21 protein-coding genes and 2 tRNA genes are annotated in these 15,987 nt (G+C 64.2%); 9 read left to right on the top strand and 14 right to left on the bottom strand.

Features of this window, described 5'->3' with window-relative positions; translation table 11 throughout:
* Position 1: 1 nt before the first annotated feature.
* The 11 genes from LDH66_RS02330 to moaA all read right to left on the bottom strand — a co-directional run bounded on the left by LDH66_RS02330 (position 2) and on the right by moaA (position 5,295).
* Entirely contained in the window at positions 2-196 is a 195-nt protein-coding gene (locus LDH66_RS02330) for a DNA-directed RNA polymerase subunit N (protein WP_226479470.1), read from the bottom strand.
* Positions 197-208: 12 nt separating this feature from the next.
* Complete coding sequence (locus LDH66_RS02325; protein ID WP_226479469.1) at positions 209-607, bottom strand: 30S ribosomal protein S9; 399 nt, start codon at positions 605-607, stop codon at positions 209-211.
* On the bottom strand, positions 601-1,050 hold the full coding sequence (locus tag LDH66_RS02320) for a 50S ribosomal protein L13 (protein WP_226479468.1): 450 nt from the start codon (positions 1,048-1,050) through the stop codon (positions 601-603). The genes LDH66_RS02325 and LDH66_RS02320 overlap by 7 nt, the downstream gene beginning before the upstream one ends.
* Positions 1,047-1,400: a 50S ribosomal protein L18e gene (locus LDH66_RS02315; protein ID WP_226479467.1), complete on the bottom strand. Its 354-nt coding sequence runs from the start codon at positions 1,398-1,400 to the stop codon at positions 1,047-1,049. Before LDH66_RS02315 ends, LDH66_RS02320 begins: the two co-directional genes overlap by 4 nt.
* 153 nt (positions 1,401-1,553) lie before the next feature.
* Positions 1,554-1,638: transfer RNA gene (locus LDH66_RS02310), tRNA-Leu, on the bottom strand.
* Between the two features lie 129 nt (positions 1,639-1,767).
* Entirely contained in the window at positions 1,768-2,517 is a 750-nt protein-coding gene (locus LDH66_RS02305) for a DNA-directed RNA polymerase subunit D (RefSeq protein ID WP_226479466.1), read from the bottom strand.
* Between the two features lie 3 nt (positions 2,518-2,520).
* Complete coding sequence (locus LDH66_RS02300) at positions 2,521-2,910, bottom strand: 30S ribosomal protein S11 (RefSeq protein WP_006184686.1); 390 nt, start codon at positions 2,908-2,910, stop codon at positions 2,521-2,523.
* A gap of 1 nt (position 2,911) precedes the next feature.
* The gene (locus LDH66_RS02295; protein ID WP_226479465.1) at positions 2,912-3,433 is read right to left on the bottom strand and encodes a 30S ribosomal protein S4; all 522 of its coding nucleotides are present in this window, start codon (positions 3,431-3,433) and stop codon (positions 2,912-2,914) included.
* Positions 3,433-3,960 carry a 30S ribosomal protein S13 gene (locus LDH66_RS02290; RefSeq protein WP_226479464.1) on the bottom strand — a complete coding sequence of 176 codons (528 nt, stop codon included), beginning with the start codon at positions 3,958-3,960 and terminating at the stop codon, positions 3,433-3,435. The genes LDH66_RS02295 and LDH66_RS02290 overlap by 1 nt, the downstream gene beginning before the upstream one ends.
* A gap of 72 nt (positions 3,961-4,032) precedes the next feature.
* A tRNA-Ser gene (locus LDH66_RS02285) sits at positions 4,033-4,115 on the bottom strand.
* A gap of 187 nt (positions 4,116-4,302) precedes the next feature.
* On the bottom strand, positions 4,303-5,295 hold the full coding sequence (moaA, locus tag LDH66_RS02280) for a GTP 3',8-cyclase MoaA (RefSeq protein WP_226479463.1): 993 nt from the start codon (positions 5,293-5,295) through the stop codon (positions 4,303-4,305).
* 154 nt (positions 5,296-5,449) lie between these two features.
* Between moaA and LDH66_RS02275 the strand changes: the two genes are divergently transcribed.
* The 3 genes from LDH66_RS02275 to LDH66_RS02265 all read left to right on the top strand — a co-directional run bounded on the left by LDH66_RS02275 (position 5,450) and on the right by LDH66_RS02265 (position 6,788).
* A complete protein-coding gene (locus LDH66_RS02275; protein WP_226479462.1) occupies positions 5,450-6,118 on the top strand; it encodes a helix-turn-helix domain-containing protein in 669 nt (222 codons plus the stop codon).
* Positions 6,119-6,183: 65 nt separating this feature from the next.
* On the top strand, positions 6,184-6,396 hold the full coding sequence (locus LDH66_RS02270; RefSeq protein ID WP_226479461.1) for a hypothetical protein: 213 nt from the start codon (positions 6,184-6,186) through the stop codon (positions 6,394-6,396).
* Positions 6,397-6,539: 143 nt separating this feature from the next.
* Positions 6,540-6,788, top strand: a complete 249-nt coding sequence (locus LDH66_RS02265) for a sporulation control protein (protein ID WP_226479460.1) — start codon at positions 6,540-6,542, stop codon at positions 6,786-6,788.
* A gap of 81 nt (positions 6,789-6,869) precedes the next feature.
* Here the strand turns inward: LDH66_RS02265 and LDH66_RS02260 are convergent, their stop codons facing one another.
* The 3 genes from LDH66_RS02260 to LDH66_RS02250 all read right to left on the bottom strand — a co-directional run bounded on the left by LDH66_RS02260 (position 6,870) and on the right by LDH66_RS02250 (position 10,104).
* The gene (locus tag LDH66_RS02260; protein ID WP_226479459.1) at positions 6,870-8,336 is read right to left on the bottom strand and encodes an RtcB family protein; all 1,467 of its coding nucleotides are present in this window, start codon (positions 8,334-8,336) and stop codon (positions 6,870-6,872) included.
* A 100-nt stretch (positions 8,337-8,436) separates the two neighbouring features.
* Positions 8,437-9,537 carry a DoxX family protein gene (locus tag LDH66_RS02255; protein WP_226479458.1) on the bottom strand — a complete coding sequence of 367 codons (1,101 nt, stop codon included), beginning with the start codon at positions 9,535-9,537 and terminating at the stop codon, positions 8,437-8,439.
* A 102-nt stretch (positions 9,538-9,639) separates the two neighbouring features.
* Positions 9,640-10,104, bottom strand: a complete 465-nt coding sequence (locus tag LDH66_RS02250; protein WP_226479457.1) for an archease — start codon at positions 10,102-10,104, stop codon at positions 9,640-9,642.
* A 169-nt stretch (positions 10,105-10,273) separates the two neighbouring features.
* Between LDH66_RS02250 and LDH66_RS02245 the strand changes: the two genes are divergently transcribed.
* The 6 genes from LDH66_RS02245 (at position 10,274) to LDH66_RS02220 (ending at position 15,948) form a co-directional block, all read left to right on the top strand.
* Positions 10,274-10,750, top strand: a complete 477-nt coding sequence (locus LDH66_RS02245; RefSeq protein WP_226479456.1) for a GNAT family N-acetyltransferase — start codon at positions 10,274-10,276, stop codon at positions 10,748-10,750.
* 146 nt (positions 10,751-10,896) lie between these two features.
* The gene (priS, locus tag LDH66_RS02240) at positions 10,897-12,072 is read left to right on the top strand and encodes a DNA primase small subunit PriS (protein ID WP_226479455.1); all 1,176 of its coding nucleotides are present in this window, start codon (positions 10,897-10,899) and stop codon (positions 12,070-12,072) included.
* 219 nt (positions 12,073-12,291) lie between these two features.
* Positions 12,292-13,752, top strand: a complete 1,461-nt coding sequence (locus tag LDH66_RS02235) for a methyl-accepting chemotaxis protein (protein ID WP_226479454.1) — start codon at positions 12,292-12,294, stop codon at positions 13,750-13,752.
* Complete coding sequence (locus LDH66_RS23080; RefSeq protein ID WP_319004334.1) at positions 13,749-14,702, top strand: 2Fe-2S iron-sulfur cluster-binding protein; 954 nt, start codon at positions 13,749-13,751, stop codon at positions 14,700-14,702. The genes LDH66_RS02235 and LDH66_RS23080 overlap by 4 nt, the downstream gene beginning before the upstream one ends.
* Positions 14,699-15,322: a hypothetical protein gene (locus LDH66_RS02225; RefSeq protein ID WP_226479453.1), complete on the top strand. Its 624-nt coding sequence runs from the start codon at positions 14,699-14,701 to the stop codon at positions 15,320-15,322. Before LDH66_RS23080 ends, LDH66_RS02225 begins: the two co-directional genes overlap by 4 nt.
* Positions 15,319-15,948, top strand: coding sequence for a plastocyanin/azurin family copper-binding protein (locus LDH66_RS02220; protein ID WP_226479452.1), 630 nt, complete (start codon positions 15,319-15,321; stop codon positions 15,946-15,948). Before LDH66_RS02225 ends, LDH66_RS02220 begins: the two co-directional genes overlap by 4 nt.
* Positions 15,949-15,987 lie beyond the last annotated feature (39 nt).

The raw sequence follows: 15,987 nt of genomic DNA, 5'->3' as shown, positions 1-15,987 counted from the left end.
GTTACTGGTACGGGGAGACGACGTCGACGAGGTCTTTATGACTGACGAGCATGCGCCGACAGCAGTAGCGCTCGACGCCGAGCTCGTCTAAGACCTTCTCGGGGTCCTCGTCGCCCTCGTTCGCTCGCTCGTCGAACTCCTCCCAGTGTTCGGCGACGACGTTGCCACAGGTGAAACACCGGACCGGTACCATCATGCTTGAATCACCTTAGCGGTAGGACTTCTGGTAGCGCGCCCGAGCGCCCGGGCCGCCCCACTTCTTCGGTTCGGACTGGCGAACGTCGTTGACCAGCAGCGACCGATCGAACTCCATGAACGCGTCGCGGAGTTCGGCGTCGTTCGAGTGCTGGACGATCCCGCGTGCGATGGCGGTCCGGACGGCGTCGGCCTGTCCACTGATTCCGCCACCCTCGACGCGAACGTCGATATCCATCTCGTCGCGGAGGTCCTCGCCCACGATGCGGAACGCCTCGAGCATCTTGAGCCGGGACATCTCCGGTTCGACCAGTTCGACGGGTTGGGAATTGATTCGAACGCGACCCTCGCCTTCGCGCACCGTGGCGCGAGCGACGGCCGTCTTTTTCTTGCCACTCGTGTTGGTTACCATGTGACGTTAGCACCTAACTGTTCGGACACTTCGTGTAGGTGGACGAAGCGGATGTTCGACAGCCGATCCAGTGACGTTCCCTCGAGCACTTCCGTTTCGTGATCGTCGTCGTTCTCGTAGGGGTTGCCGACGTAGACGCGGACGCTGTCGAGTGCCTCGCGGCCACGGGTTTTCTTGTACGGCAGCATCCCGCGAACGGACCGCTTGAAGATCGTGTCCGGTCGTTTAGGATAGTACGGCCCGCGGTCCGAGCCGAGTTCCAGCCGCGTGCGGTACGTCTCGAAGATGTCTTCCTTGTCGCCGGTAATGACCGCGTCCTCGGCGTTGACGATCGCGACGCGGTCGCCGTCCAGCGCGCGCTGGGCGACTTCGCTCGCGACCCGACCGAGAATACAGTCCTGTGCATCGACGACGAGATCTGCGTCGAACTCTGCGAGACTCATCGAATCACCCGGACGTCAGCCCCTTCGGGGTTGTCCTCGAGCGCTTGCTCGAGCGATACCGATTCACCGACCTGATCAATCTTCGTCTCTGCGGACGAAGAGAAGTTGACGGCGGCGACGGTGACGTTCTTCTGTAGTGCGCCGGATCCCAGCACTTTGCCGGGAACGACGACAGTCTCTTCTTCGCGTGCGTATCGCTCGATGCGGCCTAGGTTCACCTCAGCGTGGGTGCGCCGGGGCTTCTCGAGTCGATCCGCAACGTCTCGCCAGACGTCGGCGTCCGCTTCGCGGGACGTCGACTTCAGCTCGGCGATAAGATCGTTGAGCCTCGGATTAGTCTTGCTACTCATTGGTATCCTCCAACTGCTAACTGATCGACGACGCGAGGAATTGCACCGTCGACTGTGGAATCGAAATTGTTGTACTGCCGAACGGACCGTGTCGTGAAACGATCGTGTACTGCGCGACCGTTCTCCGACTCTCGTTCGGTCGTAGAGAAGTGATGCAGGGAGCAGGATTTGAACCTGCGGACTCCTACGAGACAGCGCCCTGAACGCTGCGCCGTTGGCCTAACTTGGCTATCCCTGCTCGCACTTCCGTCTACCCGTCGCCCCTTCAAACCCCTTTCGATTCCAGCGAACGCGCGATCGCCGGTCTCGTCGCTCACGGCAGCGGCGAGCGGCGCGTCCTGAGTGGGTTGGGGGCGTCGGTTCATGTCTACAGCTGTACTGCGTCTTCGAGTTCGGTCGCGCGTTCCGCGATCGTATCTGCGGCCCGCGTCACGAGTTCCTCGATTGGGAACGAGCCGTCGGTCTCCACGTGGAAGACGAAGGCGTTCGGCACGTCCTCGACCCGGACCTCCTTGCCCGGATAGCGGTTCGAGAGGTCGTGGTCGAATTCGCTCGTCGAAACGAGCTCACCGTCGTCCTCGATGACACCGCGGATGATCCGACTCTCCTCGTCCTCGAACTCGGGGAGCTCACCGTCGACCTCCACGCGCTGGAGATGCCGGTAGCCCACCGCGACCCCGCCCTGATGTTTGGCGTGGTCTTTCCCGCGGTCGATGACGGCGTCAGCCTCGGCCTCGAGGCGCTGGCCGTCCTTGAGATCGATGATCGGGACGTTCTCCTCGGCGGGTTGAACGAGATCATCGCTGGAGACGAGATCGCCGGAGTATGCGGTGTCCGGCCCTTCGACGTCGATCGAGAGCGTGACGGTGTCGTCGTCACCGAACTCGCCGACCGGCGGCGTCGTCAGCGGGACGAGCCCGAGCCGCAAGGCGAGTTGCTCGTCGAACATGACCGACGAGTTCTCGACGAACCGGACGGTGTCGATCGCCATCGTCGGCACGTCGGCGACCATCGCTCGACGGATGCCGTTGGCGAATCCGGGTGTCACGCCGCGAACGAGGAACCGCGCTTCGCGATCCTCGCGTTCGACGAACTCGACGTCGTACTCCTCAGTCATGATCTAGTAGCCGCCCTTGCCTTTCGGAGCGCGCGATCCGTCGTGCGGGATCGGCGTGACGTCCTCGATGCGCCCGATCTCGATACCCGAGCGGGCGAGCGCACGGATCGTCGCCTGTGCGCCCGGACCGGGGGACTTCTGGAGGTTGCCGCCGGGGCCGCGCACGTGAACGTGCAGGCCCGTGATGCCGGCCGCTTTGACCTCTTCGGCGACGGACTCGGCCATCTGCATGGCCGCGTACGGCGACGCCTCGTCGCGGTTCTGCTTGACCGCCGTCCCACCGGAGGACTTGGCGATCGTCTCCGCGCCCGTGAGGTCGGTCACGGTCATGACGGTGTTGTTAAACGATGCGTGTACGTGGGCAATGCCCCATTTTTCGTCGTCCTGACTCATGTTACTGACCCTCCGCGCGTTCGGGGTGGAGTTCGTCCGCGAGCGGACTGTTCTCGTCGAAGGCCACCAGATCCTCTTCGTCCATATCGACGACGTAGGAGGGAACGAGGTGGCGCTGCCCGTCGACCACGATGTGGCCGTGGGTGATGAACTGACGGGCCTGCTGGGCCGTGTTCGCCAGCCCGCTGCGATAGACGACCGTCTGGAGTCGGCGCTCGAGGATGTCTTCGACCTCGAGCGACAGGATGTCGCCGAGCTCGTCGGTCTCGTCGAGGATGCCGACGCGTTTGAGCCGACCGAGGAACTCGTCGGAGCGGCGGATGACGGTTTCGTCGTCCTGGGCCTGGCCGAGCAGTTCTCGAGCCTCGCGCCGGTAGGAGCGAAGCTCGGACTGAGCGCGCCAGAGCTCTTCCTTGTTGGAAAGCCCGTAGCGGTCGACGAGGGAGTGTTCGGAGGCAATGCGCTCACCCTGGTAGGGGTGGTTCGGCGTCTCGTATTGCTTGGTGTCAGTGCCGAGTGGCATTATTCACCCTCGTCCTCTTCTTCGGCGGCGGCCTCTTCGGCCTGTTCTTCGCGGATCTCTTCGACGTTGACTCCGATGGTGCCCTCCGTACGACCGGTGGACTTGGTTCGCTGACCGCGAACCTTCTGGCCTCGCTTGTGGCGAGAGCCCTTGTAGGAGTCGATCATCTTCATCCGGTTGATGTCGTGTTGTCGAGTCAACTGGAGATCGTTGCCGATCTCGTGCGTCGTTTCGCCGCTGTAAAAGTCGTCCTGACGGTTGTTGAGCCAGTCCGGGACTTCGTCAGCGTAGTTCTCGACGACTTCGATGACGCCATCGATGACGTCGTCGTCGAGTCGGCCGAACGTCGCCGTTCGGTCGACACCCGCTTCCTCGGCGATGAGCCGGGCGGTTCGGCGACCGATCCCGTTCATCTCCGAGAGCGAGCGCTCGACGGACTTCGTCCCATCGAGGTCGGTTTGCCCGATGCGAACGAAGTATCGAAGATCTTCGTCGTCTTCTTGTTCTTGAGGTTCTTCGGCGCTCATATTGTCGTGTATCTGTGTCTGGTCTGCGCGCGTTGCAAATGACTGGCGGGAAAACGCCAGTGAAGTGTCCGACGTTGTGGCGGGGATTCGAACCCCGGAGGCTTGACGCCACATGGTTAGCAACCATGCGCCTTGGGCCGCTTGGCTACCACAACACCGTTCGTCTATCATCGCCCTCTCGGACTCGGGGATCGCTCCCCTACACGTATTGCACCCGGACTTACCCCCGTCTACTACTTAAGGGCAACGAAAGGGCGCAGCGTCTCGTATGACTCTCACTCCCACGTTACTCCCGCTCGAGCCAAAGCACAAACGACCGACGACGTGCGGTCGGTAGTGGCGCTACGCGCCGGCGTACTCCTCGATGTACTTCTCGTTGATCTCCCACTGGCCCTCGTCGTTTTGAATCATGTACTCGCCGTAGTAAGGGACTCGGTCGGCGACGGTATCGCGGAAGGCCTTGCGGATCTCGGCTTTCGACATCTCGCCCATCGACTTGAGATCGTCGTTGCGGTTGAGACAGCCCTTGAGGTAGCCCTCGTGGGTGACTCGAACGCGGTGGCAGTTCGCACAGAAGGTAGGGTTCTCTACGGGGTCGACGATTTCGACCATCCCGCTGTCTTCGCTCGCCGCGTCGCCACCGATCCAGTAGCGCTTCCGGTCGTGCATCTCCCGGTGTTCGACCTCGTCGGCTTGCTCGGCCAACCAGTCGTGAACCCGCTGGATATCGATGTTCCACTCCGGCTTGCCCGTCAGTTCGGGCATGTACTCGATTAACTGCAGTTGGAGCCCGTCGTTTGCCGCGACGTGGTCGACCATCTCCGGCACGTACCCCGCCGTGTGTTCGAAGACGACCATGTTGAGTTTGACCGGGTCGAGCCCCGCGTCCAGCGCGGCCTCGACGCCCTCGAGCACCTTCTCGTACGCCCCGCTCTTCGTCACGGCGGCGAAGTCCTCCGGGTCGAGCGCGTCCTGAGAGACGTTGACCCGCTCTAAGCCGGCGTCGACGAGGTCCTCGGCGCGGCCGGGGAGGAACGTCCCGTTGGTCGTCAGCGAGACCTCCATCTGCTCCGGCGTGCGCTCGATGATCTCCTCGAGATCCTGTCGAAGCATCGGTTCTCCACCGGTGAACTTGACCGCGTCGACGTCGAACTCGGCGGCGACCTCGAGAAACCGGACGACGTCGTCGGTCGACATCTCGTCGTCCTGCGGGTCCATCGGTCCCCGAGTGTCCCCGAGCCCCTCGTTGTGACAGTAGACGCAGTCGAAGTTACACCGATCGGTGAGGGAGACCCGAACCCCAGTTACCTCCCGCCCGAATTCGTCGGTGAGCATACCACTCGTTTGCAGTCGAATCCGCTTAAACGCGCCGGGGATTTCGACGTCGCGTAACCGATTTCGGTTTCCGAATGGTGTCAGCGCGCTATCGAGATCGCTCCGCCGTCCGACCGGGCGCGGTATCTTGGTCGTCGGCGTGGTGGCTCTCCCCATGAGTACCATCGCGGAACTCTCGGTTCCCGCCACGGAGTTCGCGCTTCGACACACACTCGCGGCGACGGACGACCTCGACGTGGAGATCGAACGCGTCGTCGCGTACGATCCGGATCACGTCATGCCGTACGTCTGGTTCGCCGGCGACGAATCGACGCTCGCGACCGCCGACGACGCGCTGGCGGACGATCCCAGCGTCGACGAGTGCGAATCGCTGACGGATCTGGACGACGAGCGTCTCTACCGGATGAACTGGGTGGACGACGTCACTATGATGCTCCACCTGCTGACCGAGGAGAAGGCGACAGTCCTCGACGCACACGTCGAGAACGAAACGTGGCGGTTTCGTGTGCTCTTCCCCGAACGAGAGGCGCTCTCTCGGACCTACGACTTCGCGACCGAGCGGGGGCTCTCCATCGAGATTCAGAAGATCCACCGACTCGAGGAGAACCGTCACGGGCGGTTCGGCCTCACCGACGCCCAGTACGAGACGCTGGTTACGGCCCTCGAGCGCGGCTATTACGAGATTCCCCGCGAGATGGACATGGATCATCTGTCGGACGAACTCGGTATCTCCCATCAGGCGCTCTCCGAGCGACTCCGGCGCGCGCATCGAACGCTCGTCGAGGAAGTCGTCGACGTCGGCGAATCGGACGAGGGCGGGTGACGGACGGAGCGGCCGCCACACCGGCCGGCGGAAGACCTACCCCGGCGACGCTCGAACGAGGGACTATGGACGAGGACATGCTCGCGGACCAGCGTCGCCTCGTGGAACTCATCGAAGACGAGGGTTGGGACGTCACCGACCTCGAGCTCTCGGCCTACGACAGCCCGTGGGCGGACGAGGACGACCCCGAAGCGACCGTGACGATCACCGCGCGGAAACCGTACGAGAGCAAGGACGACGGAGACGGCGACGACGAGAGCCCGTATCGGCTGAAGTAGCGACGAAGGGTGTGCTGCGAAGCGTGGTCACCTCGCTTTCGGCCCACGAAGCGATGACGATTCGATCATATAAGGTAGCCGGGAATGATAGGGGAGTTTTCATAAAACAAATCTTATATACCTGCTGTCGTAATCGGAACGAAATGGTTGCAATTGGAATCGGTACCCCGATTTACGCCGGGATTCAGGCGGTCCTCTCGGGCTACGTGTACCGAGAAGCCGAACGCCACGACCGTCGGTCACCGTCGATTCTGGCGATTGCCACGTTCGTTTTCGGCATCGTTGCGGCCGTCGCGATGGGCGAGATTCTACTCGTGTTAGTCGTGCAAGCGATTATACTCGTCCTGTATCTCGCCGTCCAATCTCGAAGCAGACCGGCGGTCGAACCGTGATCCCGGTCGGGTCACCGTCGACCTCCCGCGGTATCGGATACCGGAACGGACGGGTTCCCGTGGGCGGACGACGCGATCCGATTACCCCTTGATATTACACACGGGGAACGTCCGCGCCACCTTGTCGCCGATCCCGAGTTCGTCCGAGACGCGGACGACCTCGTCGACGTCCTTGTAGACGCCCGGCGCTTCTTCGGCGATCGTGGCGCCGGACTGGGCCTTGACGTAGATCGCCTGCTGATCCTCGAGGTCCTGCTGGACGTCCCCGCCCCAGTACTCGTTCTTCGCCTGGGTGCGGCTCATCAGTCGGCCCGCGCCGTGGGCGGTCGAACCGAAGGTGAGGTCCATCGAGTTCTCGCCGCCCCGGAGGACGTAGCTGCCCGCGCCCATGCTGCCGGGGATGATCACCGGCTGACCGACGTCGCGGTAGGCTTTCGGGACCTCGGGGTGGCCGGCGGGGAACGCCCGCGTCGCACCCTTCCGGTGGACGTAGAGTTCGCGCTCGTCGCCGTCGTCGTTCACCGTGTGTGTCTCCTTTTTCGCGATATTGTGGGCCACGTCGTAGAGTAACTCCATCTCCATCGACTCCCACGACCGATCGAAGACGCGCTCGAAGACCTGCCGCGTGCGGTGCATGATCAGCTGCCGGTTGACCCAGGCGAAGTTGATCGCCGCGTTCATCGCGCCGTAGTAGTCCTCGGCGAGCTGTGAGCCCGCGGGCGCGGCCGCGAGTTCCTTGTCAGGCAGTTGGTCCAGCAGTCCCTTGTGTTGTTGCTCGATCTTCCGCAGGTAGTCGTTACACGTCTGGTGGCCCAGTCCGCGGGAGCCGCAGTGGATCAGGACGACGATCTGGTCTTCGGAGAGCCCGTAGGCCTCGCCCACGCCCGAATCGAAGACGTCGGTGACGCGCTGGACCTCGAGGAAGTGATTCCCCGACCCCAGCGAGCCGATCTGGTTCTTCCCGCGGTCCTTGGCCTTCTGGCTCACCTTCTCGGGGTCCGCGCCCTCGCGCATCCCCTCGTCCTCGCAGTGCAGCAGGTCCTCCTCGACGGCGTGGCCGTTTTCGAGCGCCCAGTCGACGCCGCGGGCGAGGATTTCGTCGATGGTATCGACGCCGGCCTCGACGATGCCGCCGCCGCCGAGCCCCGACGGAACGTTGGCGAACAGTGAGTCGACGAGTTCCTCCTCGTGGCCCTGTACCTCATCGTAGGTCAGGTTCGTCCGCATCATCCGAACGCCGCAATTGATGTCATAACCGACCGCTCCCGGGGAAATACAGCCGTTTTCGGCGTCGAGTGCCCCGACGCCGCCGACCGGGAACCCGTACCCCTGATGGCCGTCGGGCATACAGATCGCATGGTTGGTAATGCCGGGCAGATGGGTGGTGTTCTTGATCTGCTCGATGGTCTTGTCTTCCGTGATCTCCTCGAGCAGCGCTTCGCTCGCCAGTACCCGCGCGGGGACGCGCATGTCGCCCTCGCGTGGGATCTCCCAGACGTACTCGCGCACCCGCTCTAACGTGATGCCGTTTGCGTCGAAGGTAGTCATAGTCGGAAATCGGTCCGCAGCGATGAAAGGTGTTCGTCTCTCCGGCGTCTGCGACAGTCACTACCACTGTCGGATCGCGGTTTCGGCGGTCGCGTCTCGCTCACGCGGGACCCGGTACCGCGTCGGCGCGCTCGTCGGCCTCGACGGTCTCGAGCCGACGATCGAGTGCATACGGGCCGCTCCCGGTGATGAGCAGCACCGACGCAAGCCCGAAGAGGCCAACGTGGGCGAGGACGGGGTCGTCGGGCAGGGCGAAGAGGGTGAGCGTGAACACGCCGATCGCCGTCGCTGCGCTCGCCCGCGTGAAAACCCCGACGACGAGCGCGAGACCGAGACCGACCTCGGCCAGCCCCGCGCCGAGGGCCCACAGCTCCGGGCTGGCGGGGACGACCGCCGTCAGGTCGTACCGGTCGACGACCGCGAGCGCGATGCCGGGTCGCAGGAGCTTCTGACCGAGGCCGAGGGAGACGAACGTGCAGCCGAGACCGATGCGAACGATCGTCGGCATGAGCGAGCGGTACCGTCGAATCCGTGCCTGAAGCGCCTGGGAACGGTCGTACACCGGATCGAACCGGCCGTAGACCGTCCCCGGCGCTCCGGCGACGCGCTGGAGGACGTGGTCAGCGCTCGGACGCCCGCTGCCGATCAGTGCGAGCGCGAGCATGCCGCCGACGAACTCGAGTTGCAACACGAGAACCGGCCGAAATGCAAGGCCGACGAGGTAGGCAGCGAGCGTGAGCAACGCGACGACGCGCGTCGCCAGGCCGAACAGGAGGAAGAAGCCGAGCGCGACCTGCAGGAGCCGGAGTTCGACGTGGAGGGCGGGGCTGATGAAGTAGCCGCTGAACCCGGCACCGATCAGCGGGATGCCGAAGGAGATTCGGAGCAGCCAGGGAACGTACTCGGTGTACTCCCGCATGGCGGCCCGGAACGACGCGATGTCCCGCTGCAGCGGACGAACGACGAGATATATCGCGATCGCGGCGACGACGGCGATCCCACCCGCTAGCAGCGGGCCAACGACGAGCGGATCGGTCAGCGACTCGGCGAGGAACTCGCCGACGGCGACGTCCCGCTCCTCGTCGACGACGTACTCCTCGTGTGCGCGGGCCGTTCCGACCGTCCCGAGCAGGACTGCGAGCCCGAGCACGACCGCGCCGACGAGTCGACGGTCTCGGATCCGCCGAAATTCACCCCCCATCACTGCGACGTACGACCGGCGCAGTGAAAATACGCCCGTCCGACGGGCGACTATCCCGTAGCGATCCTCGCACGCGTCCGGGCGACTGCGGTCGATCCGATCTCAAACGTCGAAGACGACGTACGCTTCCCAGCCCTCGTCGCCGTCGTTTCCGTCGACGCGCTCGAGGCGCATCTCCGAGTACGTCACCGCCTTCACCTCGCGGGCGTCGATCTCGGAAAGCGGGACGCCGCGGGCGCTGGCCTCGAGGTGCCACTCGTCCGATTCGTCGGTCGCGTCCGGTCTCCGGTCCGCCGCGGGGGTCTCGATCGATTCGACGCGATGATCGACCGGCAACTCCGCTCGAACGTCCCGCAGGTAGATCAGTTCGTCGAGGTAGTCGAACAGCAGTGCCTCGCGGCTCTCGGCCGTCACGGAGAGCGGAAAGCGATCGCCGGTGTCGGCCGGGATCTCGTCGCACGACGCGGCCGCGAGACCGTCGGCCACCGCCGCAAAGACCGTCTCGAGCGAGTCACCGGTCGCCGCTACTGCGACGTCGGCAGTGTGGTCGCGCAGTTCGAACCTCATCTTGGATCCCCCTTCACCGGCTAGGGACCTATGCCCGTCGTTTCGCGCGAGTCCGATCCAGCGTTCCGTCGGCCAGAACATGAATCAGTCCGACATGTCGGTCGTACCTGACGTTCCCGAGGATTGGCTGCCGGTGGAATTATATTGACGACGCTGGTACGTTGTGATAGTGAGCGTCAACATCGACAGCCGCGTCGTCGCGCCGGGGAGCGACGATTTCGTCGACGACGCCTGGCGGCTCAAGGAGACGATCAATCGTCAGGAGGATGTGCTCAAGCAGCGGTACGACTTCTTTACTGACGCGTATCGACGATCGAAAGTCCACTGTTATGTCCGAGACGACGAGCTCATCGGATTCGCCGCGGTTCGACGCGACGGATATATTCTCTTTCTGGCAGTGAGTCCGGAATTTCGGGGCGAAGGAATCGGCAAACGACTCGTCGCCCACGTGGCGGACGACCATGACACGATCACGTGTCACGCCCGCACGAGCAACGAGAACGCCCTGCAGTTCTACGAACACCTCGGATTCGAGATCAAGCGCCGGATCGACGACTACTACGAGGACGGCGGCGACGCGTACTATCTGAAACTCGGTGCCGACGTCGGCATCGCCGACCGGATTTCGGACCTGATTCGGCGGTAACGGCGCGACACGTGTTCTTCGGAGATCGGAATCCCCATTTCTGTACCGGTTCGAACCGACCGCACGCACCACAGTTCGAGACCCTCTCCCGCGGAGTCGAACTTTCGGCAGGATTATACGGACCCACCCCCGACCACTCGAGTCGTATGGAGGAGCGAACGAGGGCCTATCTGCGGGGGCGATTCCGCGATCACTATCGACGCACAGAGATCACGCCGCCGCCCGCGGCCAACGAACGCGAGTGGGGCTTTATCCCCTGGACGGAGGGCCCGGACACGACGATGGTCCGCCACCGTTCGCTGCTCGAGTTGGGCAACCTCTCGGAGTTCCTCGTCCGAAAGCGCCCGCGACACGTCTACTTCTCCGCCGGCCGGTTTCGCGACCCCGGCGCGAGTTCGATGGCCGAAAAGGAGTGGCAGTCCGCGGATCTCGTCTTCGATCTCGACGCCGACCACCTGCCCAGCGTCACGCTGGGCGAGGACAGCTACGGTGAGATGCTCGCGAAGTGTAAGGCCGCACTGCTCCGACTACTCGAGTTTCTCGAAGAGGACTTCGCCTTCGAGGACCTCGAGATCGTCTTCTCGGGCGGCCGGGGGTATCACGTCCACGTCCGCGACGAGAACGTCCTGCAGTTGGAGCGGGAGCACCGCCGCGAGATCGTCGACTACGTCCGCGGCATCGGCCTCGAGTTCGAGGACCTGATCGAGACTGAGACGGTGGCCGGGCTGGGACGGAAGACCCCGACTGAACGGCGCACGCTCCAGATCGAGGGCGGGTGGGGCGCTCGGACGCACGACCACTTCATGGCCTTCGTCGACGAGTTGCTCGAACTCGAGGAAGACGCCGCCCTCGAGCGGCTCCAGGCCTTCGACGGCATCGGCGAGGGGAAGGCGACGGCCACGCTGAACGCGGCCCGCAACAACCGCGAGCAGCTCGAGGCGGGCAACGTCACCGTCCACACCGCCGTCGCGCAGTTGGCCGAACGGTTCGCGAGCACGGCCGTCGAGCGGGACAACGCGCCCATCGACGAACCGGTCACGACGGACACGAACCGGCTCATCCGCCTCCCCGGCAGTCTCCACGGCGGGAGCGGGCTGAAAACGGTGCGACTCGAGCGCGACGAGATCGCGGACTTCGACCCGCTGGTCGACGCCGTCCCGGAGACGTTCGAGGGCCACGAGATCACGGTCGACGTCACCGACGGTGGCGAGGTCGAACTGGCCGGTGAGACACACTCGGTTTCGGCGGGCGTACAAACGCTCCCTGAGTACGTCGCCGTGTTCCTGATGGCACGCGGCCGAGCCGAGAAGGAAAAGGAGTAATTCGAATCAGTCGACTGCGGCCCGGAGGCGCACATCTGTGGCGAAATTCCGTCGAATTTGGGTGACAATCCGGACAACCCTCTTTACCGATATGTCTCCAGTGTTCGTATGGATACGTCACTCGTTCGGTCGTGGGTCGAACGGCGAGGGAGAAGGCTCGCCCGGCAACTCGATCCGCGCCGAAGCATCACCGGAAAGCTGGCAGCCATCGGAGTCACGATGGCCGTTCTCACTACCGCCGCCGTCGCCATCGCGGTCTGGCAGCTAACGTCGCGGTTCGTCACGACTTTCGAGGGCGCGCAGGTCGTCTACCGCGGTGGCGTTCTCACACTCCTGGTCCTGCTTACCGGGCAGTTCGTCGCACTGGCAGTCGTCCGCCAATCGCTCGTCGGCGGTCTTCGAGAACTCGACGAGCGGACGCGGGCCATCGTCGAAAAGGGAACCCACGGAACCGAATTTTCGACCGCCCGGAAGGACGAGATCGGACAGCTCTCGTGGCGGGTCGCAGCGCTCCGAGACGAACTCGAGACGCAGGTCGAGACCGTCGAATCGCTGAACAGGGAACTCGCGACGGTTGCGACGAGCCACTCCCAGACGCTCGCCGCCTGTCGCCGCGGCGACCTCACTCGGCGAATGGAGACGGAGACCGACATTCCGCAGTTCGAGGCCCTCGCGACGAATTTCAACGCGATGATGGACGAGACGGAGACGATGGTCGCCGAGATCAGGACCTACAGTCAGCGGGTCACGGCGGCCGCCGCCGAAACGACCGACCACGCCGGCCGCGTCAACCAGTCCGCGATGGCAGTGACCGACTCGACGGCGTCGATCAGTGACGGCGTCGACCAGCAGTACGCCCGCCTCGAGCAAACGGCAGGGGCGATGGAGACGCTCGCCGACAGCGTCGATTCGATCGCTGCCGAAACGGTTTCCGTCGCGAGACGCTCCGAGCGCGCCGCTACCACGACTCGAGAAGGGGCGGCCGCGGCGGAAGATGCACTCGAGCAGCTCGCGGAGATCCGTGCCCAGACGAACCGATCGGTCGAGGAGATACGGACGCTCGCAGAACTCGTCGGCGAGATCGGCGAGATTACCGATCTCATCTCCGAGATGACGAAGCGAACGAACCACTTGGCGAATAACACGCAGATCGAAGCCTCGCGGGACGGCGACGGCGAGATCTCGAAGCGATTGACTCGACAGATCAAGAAACTCGCAGCCGACACCGACGGCGCAGCGACGGATATCGAACGCATCGTGGACGGAATCGAGTCCCAGACTGCCGCCGCGGTCTCCGAGATCACGGAGACAGAGGCAGCGATCGAACGCAGTGCGGAAACGATCGAGGGAGCGCTCGGCGCGCTCGAGGACGTCGAATCGGTCGTCACGGCGACGTCGAACGAGATCGACGCGATCGACGAGGCCACCGACACGCAGGCGGCCCGAACGGCTGACGCCCTCGAGTCGGTCGAAGCGGTTCGGGAGATCAGCGCGGAGACCGCGACCGAAGCATCGACGGCCGCGAGAGCGGCTGCGGAACAACAGACGACGGTCGACGAGATTCAGGATAGACTCGACTGGCTCTCGTCGACCGCGACTGACCTCGAGAGCCGTCTCGAGCGGTTCACGGTCCGTGAATCATCGGTTTCGCGGGACTCGCCCCGAGGTGCGACGCAATGACGGCCGACGATCAGGCTACAGACACCGCGTCCGCGACAGACGGGGACTGGCCGGTCACCAGTCCCGGTCCGGCTCCGTCTCTGACGCCGGAGCAGGTCGTCCGTGCACAGGTCGAGTCGATCCTCGGAGCCAGCGAGACGGACGCTGGTGGTGGCTCGAACGAATCGGTTTCGCCGGCGTTGCGAACACTGTTCGATTTCGCGAGCCCCGAGTTTCGAACCCGTCACGGCTCGCTCGAGACGTTCGCAGCGACGCTCTCGGGACCGATGCACGACCGCTTGCTCGCCGCCGAGTCGATCGAACGTGGCCCCCTCGAGTACGAGGATGGCCGCGTTACACTGACGGTGCTCGCGCGCCATCCGGCGGGGGATCGAACGTACGAGTTCGTTCTCACCGAACAATCCGCAGGGAAGTACGCGGAGTGCTGGATGACCGACTCGATCGATCTGATCTACAACGGCGTGAGCCCCTCGTTTCGCCGCATGCCGACGGTCACCGTCGGCGATCGGGAACTCAAGTGCGACGAGGGGGCGACGTTGCGAGACGCCCTCCTGCGAGCCGACGGGTACTCGCCGCACAACGAGATGACCCAGGTCGCGAACTGCGGCGGGAACGGTCTCTGTGGGACCTGTGCGGTCGAGGTCGACGGTGAGACCGACCAACTGGGCTCGAGGGAGCAGCGGCGACTCAGCCTGCCACCGCACGAGGAATCGGACGGGCTTCGACTCTCCTGTCAAACGTGCGTTCGCGGCGACCTCGAGGTGACCAAACACGGCGGCCTCTGGGGCCAACACGTCGAAGACCGAACCGACGTCGACGAGGAACCGCCGGAACCGATTACCGTGACGGAGGCGGAGTACGACGGGACCTTCGAATACGAACTCGAGCCCGGGACCAGCAGTGAAACTGGCGGCACCTCGAAGAGCGCCTCGACCGCGGGGGAACGATGACGAACGCCGAACCGGGAACGGTCGATTCGACGCTCCACGACGGACTGAACGTCGATCAGGTGCTCGCTCTCGTCGCGATCGTCGGCCTGTTCGGCTGGGGCCTGACCCAGTACGTCGCCTGGAATCCCGGCAGTACACTCGGGACAGTCGGCGTGGAGGGAACGGTACTCGTGCTCCTATTCTGGCTGCTGGCGACGATGGCGACTGCAGCCGTAATTCTCGGGGCCGGTTCTCGGGCGGTCAAGTACGGCCCGCCGTTCTGGCTGTGGGGGATTCTCGTCGCCGTCGCGATGACGAGCAACGCCGCCGTCGTCACCGGGCTGGTTCCGGAATCGGTAGTCAGATACGGGCTCTGGCATCCCTGGATCGGGGTATACGCGGCGGGCTATCTGGTGATGGGAATCGTCGCCGTCGACCGCACCCGACTGGCGTATTTCGTCGGGTGCCTGCTGGCGGTGATCGCCTTCGTATCGTGGGCGGCGTTTCCGCTCGAGAGTCGTACTTGGATGTTCGCGCTTACCGGAGTCGTCCACGCAGGGCCGGTACTCGCCGACGTTGCTCTCACGTCCGCCGACCCGTCACCGCCCGACCAACCCGCCGAACCAGCGAGGAACCCATGACCGAACGCACGAAACACAGCAGCGGCAACGGCGGACGCTCGAGCGCCGAATCGAACAGTGACGGTGACCCCCTCCCGGACCGTACCCGATCGACCGATTCGGGCCGAACCAGACGATCACTGCTATCGACGACGGCGATGGCACTCGCGATTGGTGCGTCCGGCTGTTTGACTAACCCCTGGGGACCGGAACCGAGCGACGGTGACGAGACAACGTCGGGCGGCGACACTGACGAAACGGATCCACCGTCCAACTCGTCCGAGAACGCGACCGACGACGAAGAGACGACGGATCCGGAGGAGACCGAGGAAACGGAGACTCTGCCGCTCGAGCGGGAACCGTCACAGATCGTCGAGGTCGCACCGGACGGGTTCCAGTTCGATCCTGAGTCATTCGAAATCGAAGCGGGCGACACCGTTCACTGGATCTGGATGGATTCGGGACACAATCTCCGCGTCCGATCGAAACCCGCCGGATCGGATTGGGAGGGAACGCCGGGGACCGCATCGGACACCTACGACGAGGGGTACGAACACGGCCACACGTTCGACGAGCCCGGCGAGTACCAGTACTTCTGTGCCCCCCACCAGACGCTCGGACTCGAGGGCACGTTTACCGTCCGATAGCGGTCCTCTCGGTGATCTCTGGACCTGTGCCGTCGGTCG

The sequence above is a fragment of the Natrinema amylolyticum genome (assembly GCF_020515625.1).
GTDB lineage: Archaea > Halobacteriota > Halobacteria > Halobacteriales > Natrialbaceae > Natrinema > Natrinema amylolyticum.
The sequence above is the reverse complement of the archived record's forward strand: the minus strand, read 5'-3'. Positions and strand labels throughout refer to the sequence as shown.

Coding starts and splice junctions, on each gene's coding strand:
- LDH66_RS02330 (WP_226479470.1), bottom strand. CDS start 196: ATGATGGTACCGGTCCGGTGTTTCACCTGTGGCAACGTCGTCGCCGAA.
- LDH66_RS02325 (WP_226479469.1), bottom strand. CDS start 607: ATGGTAACCAACACGAGTGGCAAGAAAAAGACGGCCGTCGCTCGCGCC.
- LDH66_RS02320 (WP_226479468.1), bottom strand. CDS start 1,050: ATGAGTCTCGCAGAGTTCGACGCAGATCTCGTCGTCGATGCACAGGAC.
- LDH66_RS02315 (WP_226479467.1), bottom strand. CDS start 1,400: ATGAGTAGCAAGACTAATCCGAGGCTCAACGATCTTATCGCCGAGCTG.
- LDH66_RS02305 (WP_226479466.1), bottom strand. CDS start 2,517: ATGACTGAGGAGTACGACGTCGAGTTCGTCGAACGCGAGGATCGCGAA.
- LDH66_RS02300 (WP_006184686.1), bottom strand. CDS start 2,910: ATGAGTCAGGACGACGAAAAATGGGGCATTGCCCACGTACACGCATCG.
- LDH66_RS02295 (WP_226479465.1), bottom strand. CDS start 3,433: ATGCCACTCGGCACTGACACCAAGCAATACGAGACGCCGAACCACCCC.
- LDH66_RS02290 (WP_226479464.1), bottom strand. CDS start 3,960: ATGAGCGCCGAAGAACCTCAAGAACAAGAAGACGACGAAGATCTTCGA.
- moaA (WP_226479463.1), bottom strand. CDS start 5,295: ATGCTCACCGACGAATTCGGGCGGGAGGTAACTGGGGTTCGGGTCTCC.
- LDH66_RS02275 (WP_226479462.1), top strand. CDS start 5,450: ATGAGTACCATCGCGGAACTCTCGGTTCCCGCCACGGAGTTCGCGCTT.
- LDH66_RS02270 (WP_226479461.1), top strand. CDS start 6,184: ATGGACGAGGACATGCTCGCGGACCAGCGTCGCCTCGTGGAACTCATC.
- LDH66_RS02265 (WP_226479460.1), top strand. CDS start 6,540: ATGGTTGCAATTGGAATCGGTACCCCGATTTACGCCGGGATTCAGGCG.
- LDH66_RS02260 (WP_226479459.1), bottom strand. CDS start 8,336: ATGACTACCTTCGACGCAAACGGCATCACGTTAGAGCGGGTGCGCGAG.
- LDH66_RS02255 (WP_226479458.1), bottom strand. CDS start 9,537: ATGGGGGGTGAATTTCGGCGGATCCGAGACCGTCGACTCGTCGGCGCG.
- LDH66_RS02250 (WP_226479457.1), bottom strand. CDS start 10,104: ATGAGGTTCGAACTGCGCGACCACACTGCCGACGTCGCAGTAGCGGCG.
- priS (WP_226479455.1), top strand. CDS start 10,897: ATGGAGGAGCGAACGAGGGCCTATCTGCGGGGGCGATTCCGCGATCAC.
- LDH66_RS02235 (WP_226479454.1), top strand. CDS start 12,292: ATGGCCGTTCTCACTACCGCCGCCGTCGCCATCGCGGTCTGGCAGCTA.
- LDH66_RS23080 (WP_319004334.1), top strand. CDS start 13,749: ATGACGGCCGACGATCAGGCTACAGACACCGCGTCCGCGACAGACGGG.
- LDH66_RS02225 (WP_226479453.1), top strand. CDS start 14,699: ATGACGAACGCCGAACCGGGAACGGTCGATTCGACGCTCCACGACGGA.
- LDH66_RS02220 (WP_226479452.1), top strand. CDS start 15,319: ATGACCGAACGCACGAAACACAGCAGCGGCAACGGCGGACGCTCGAGC.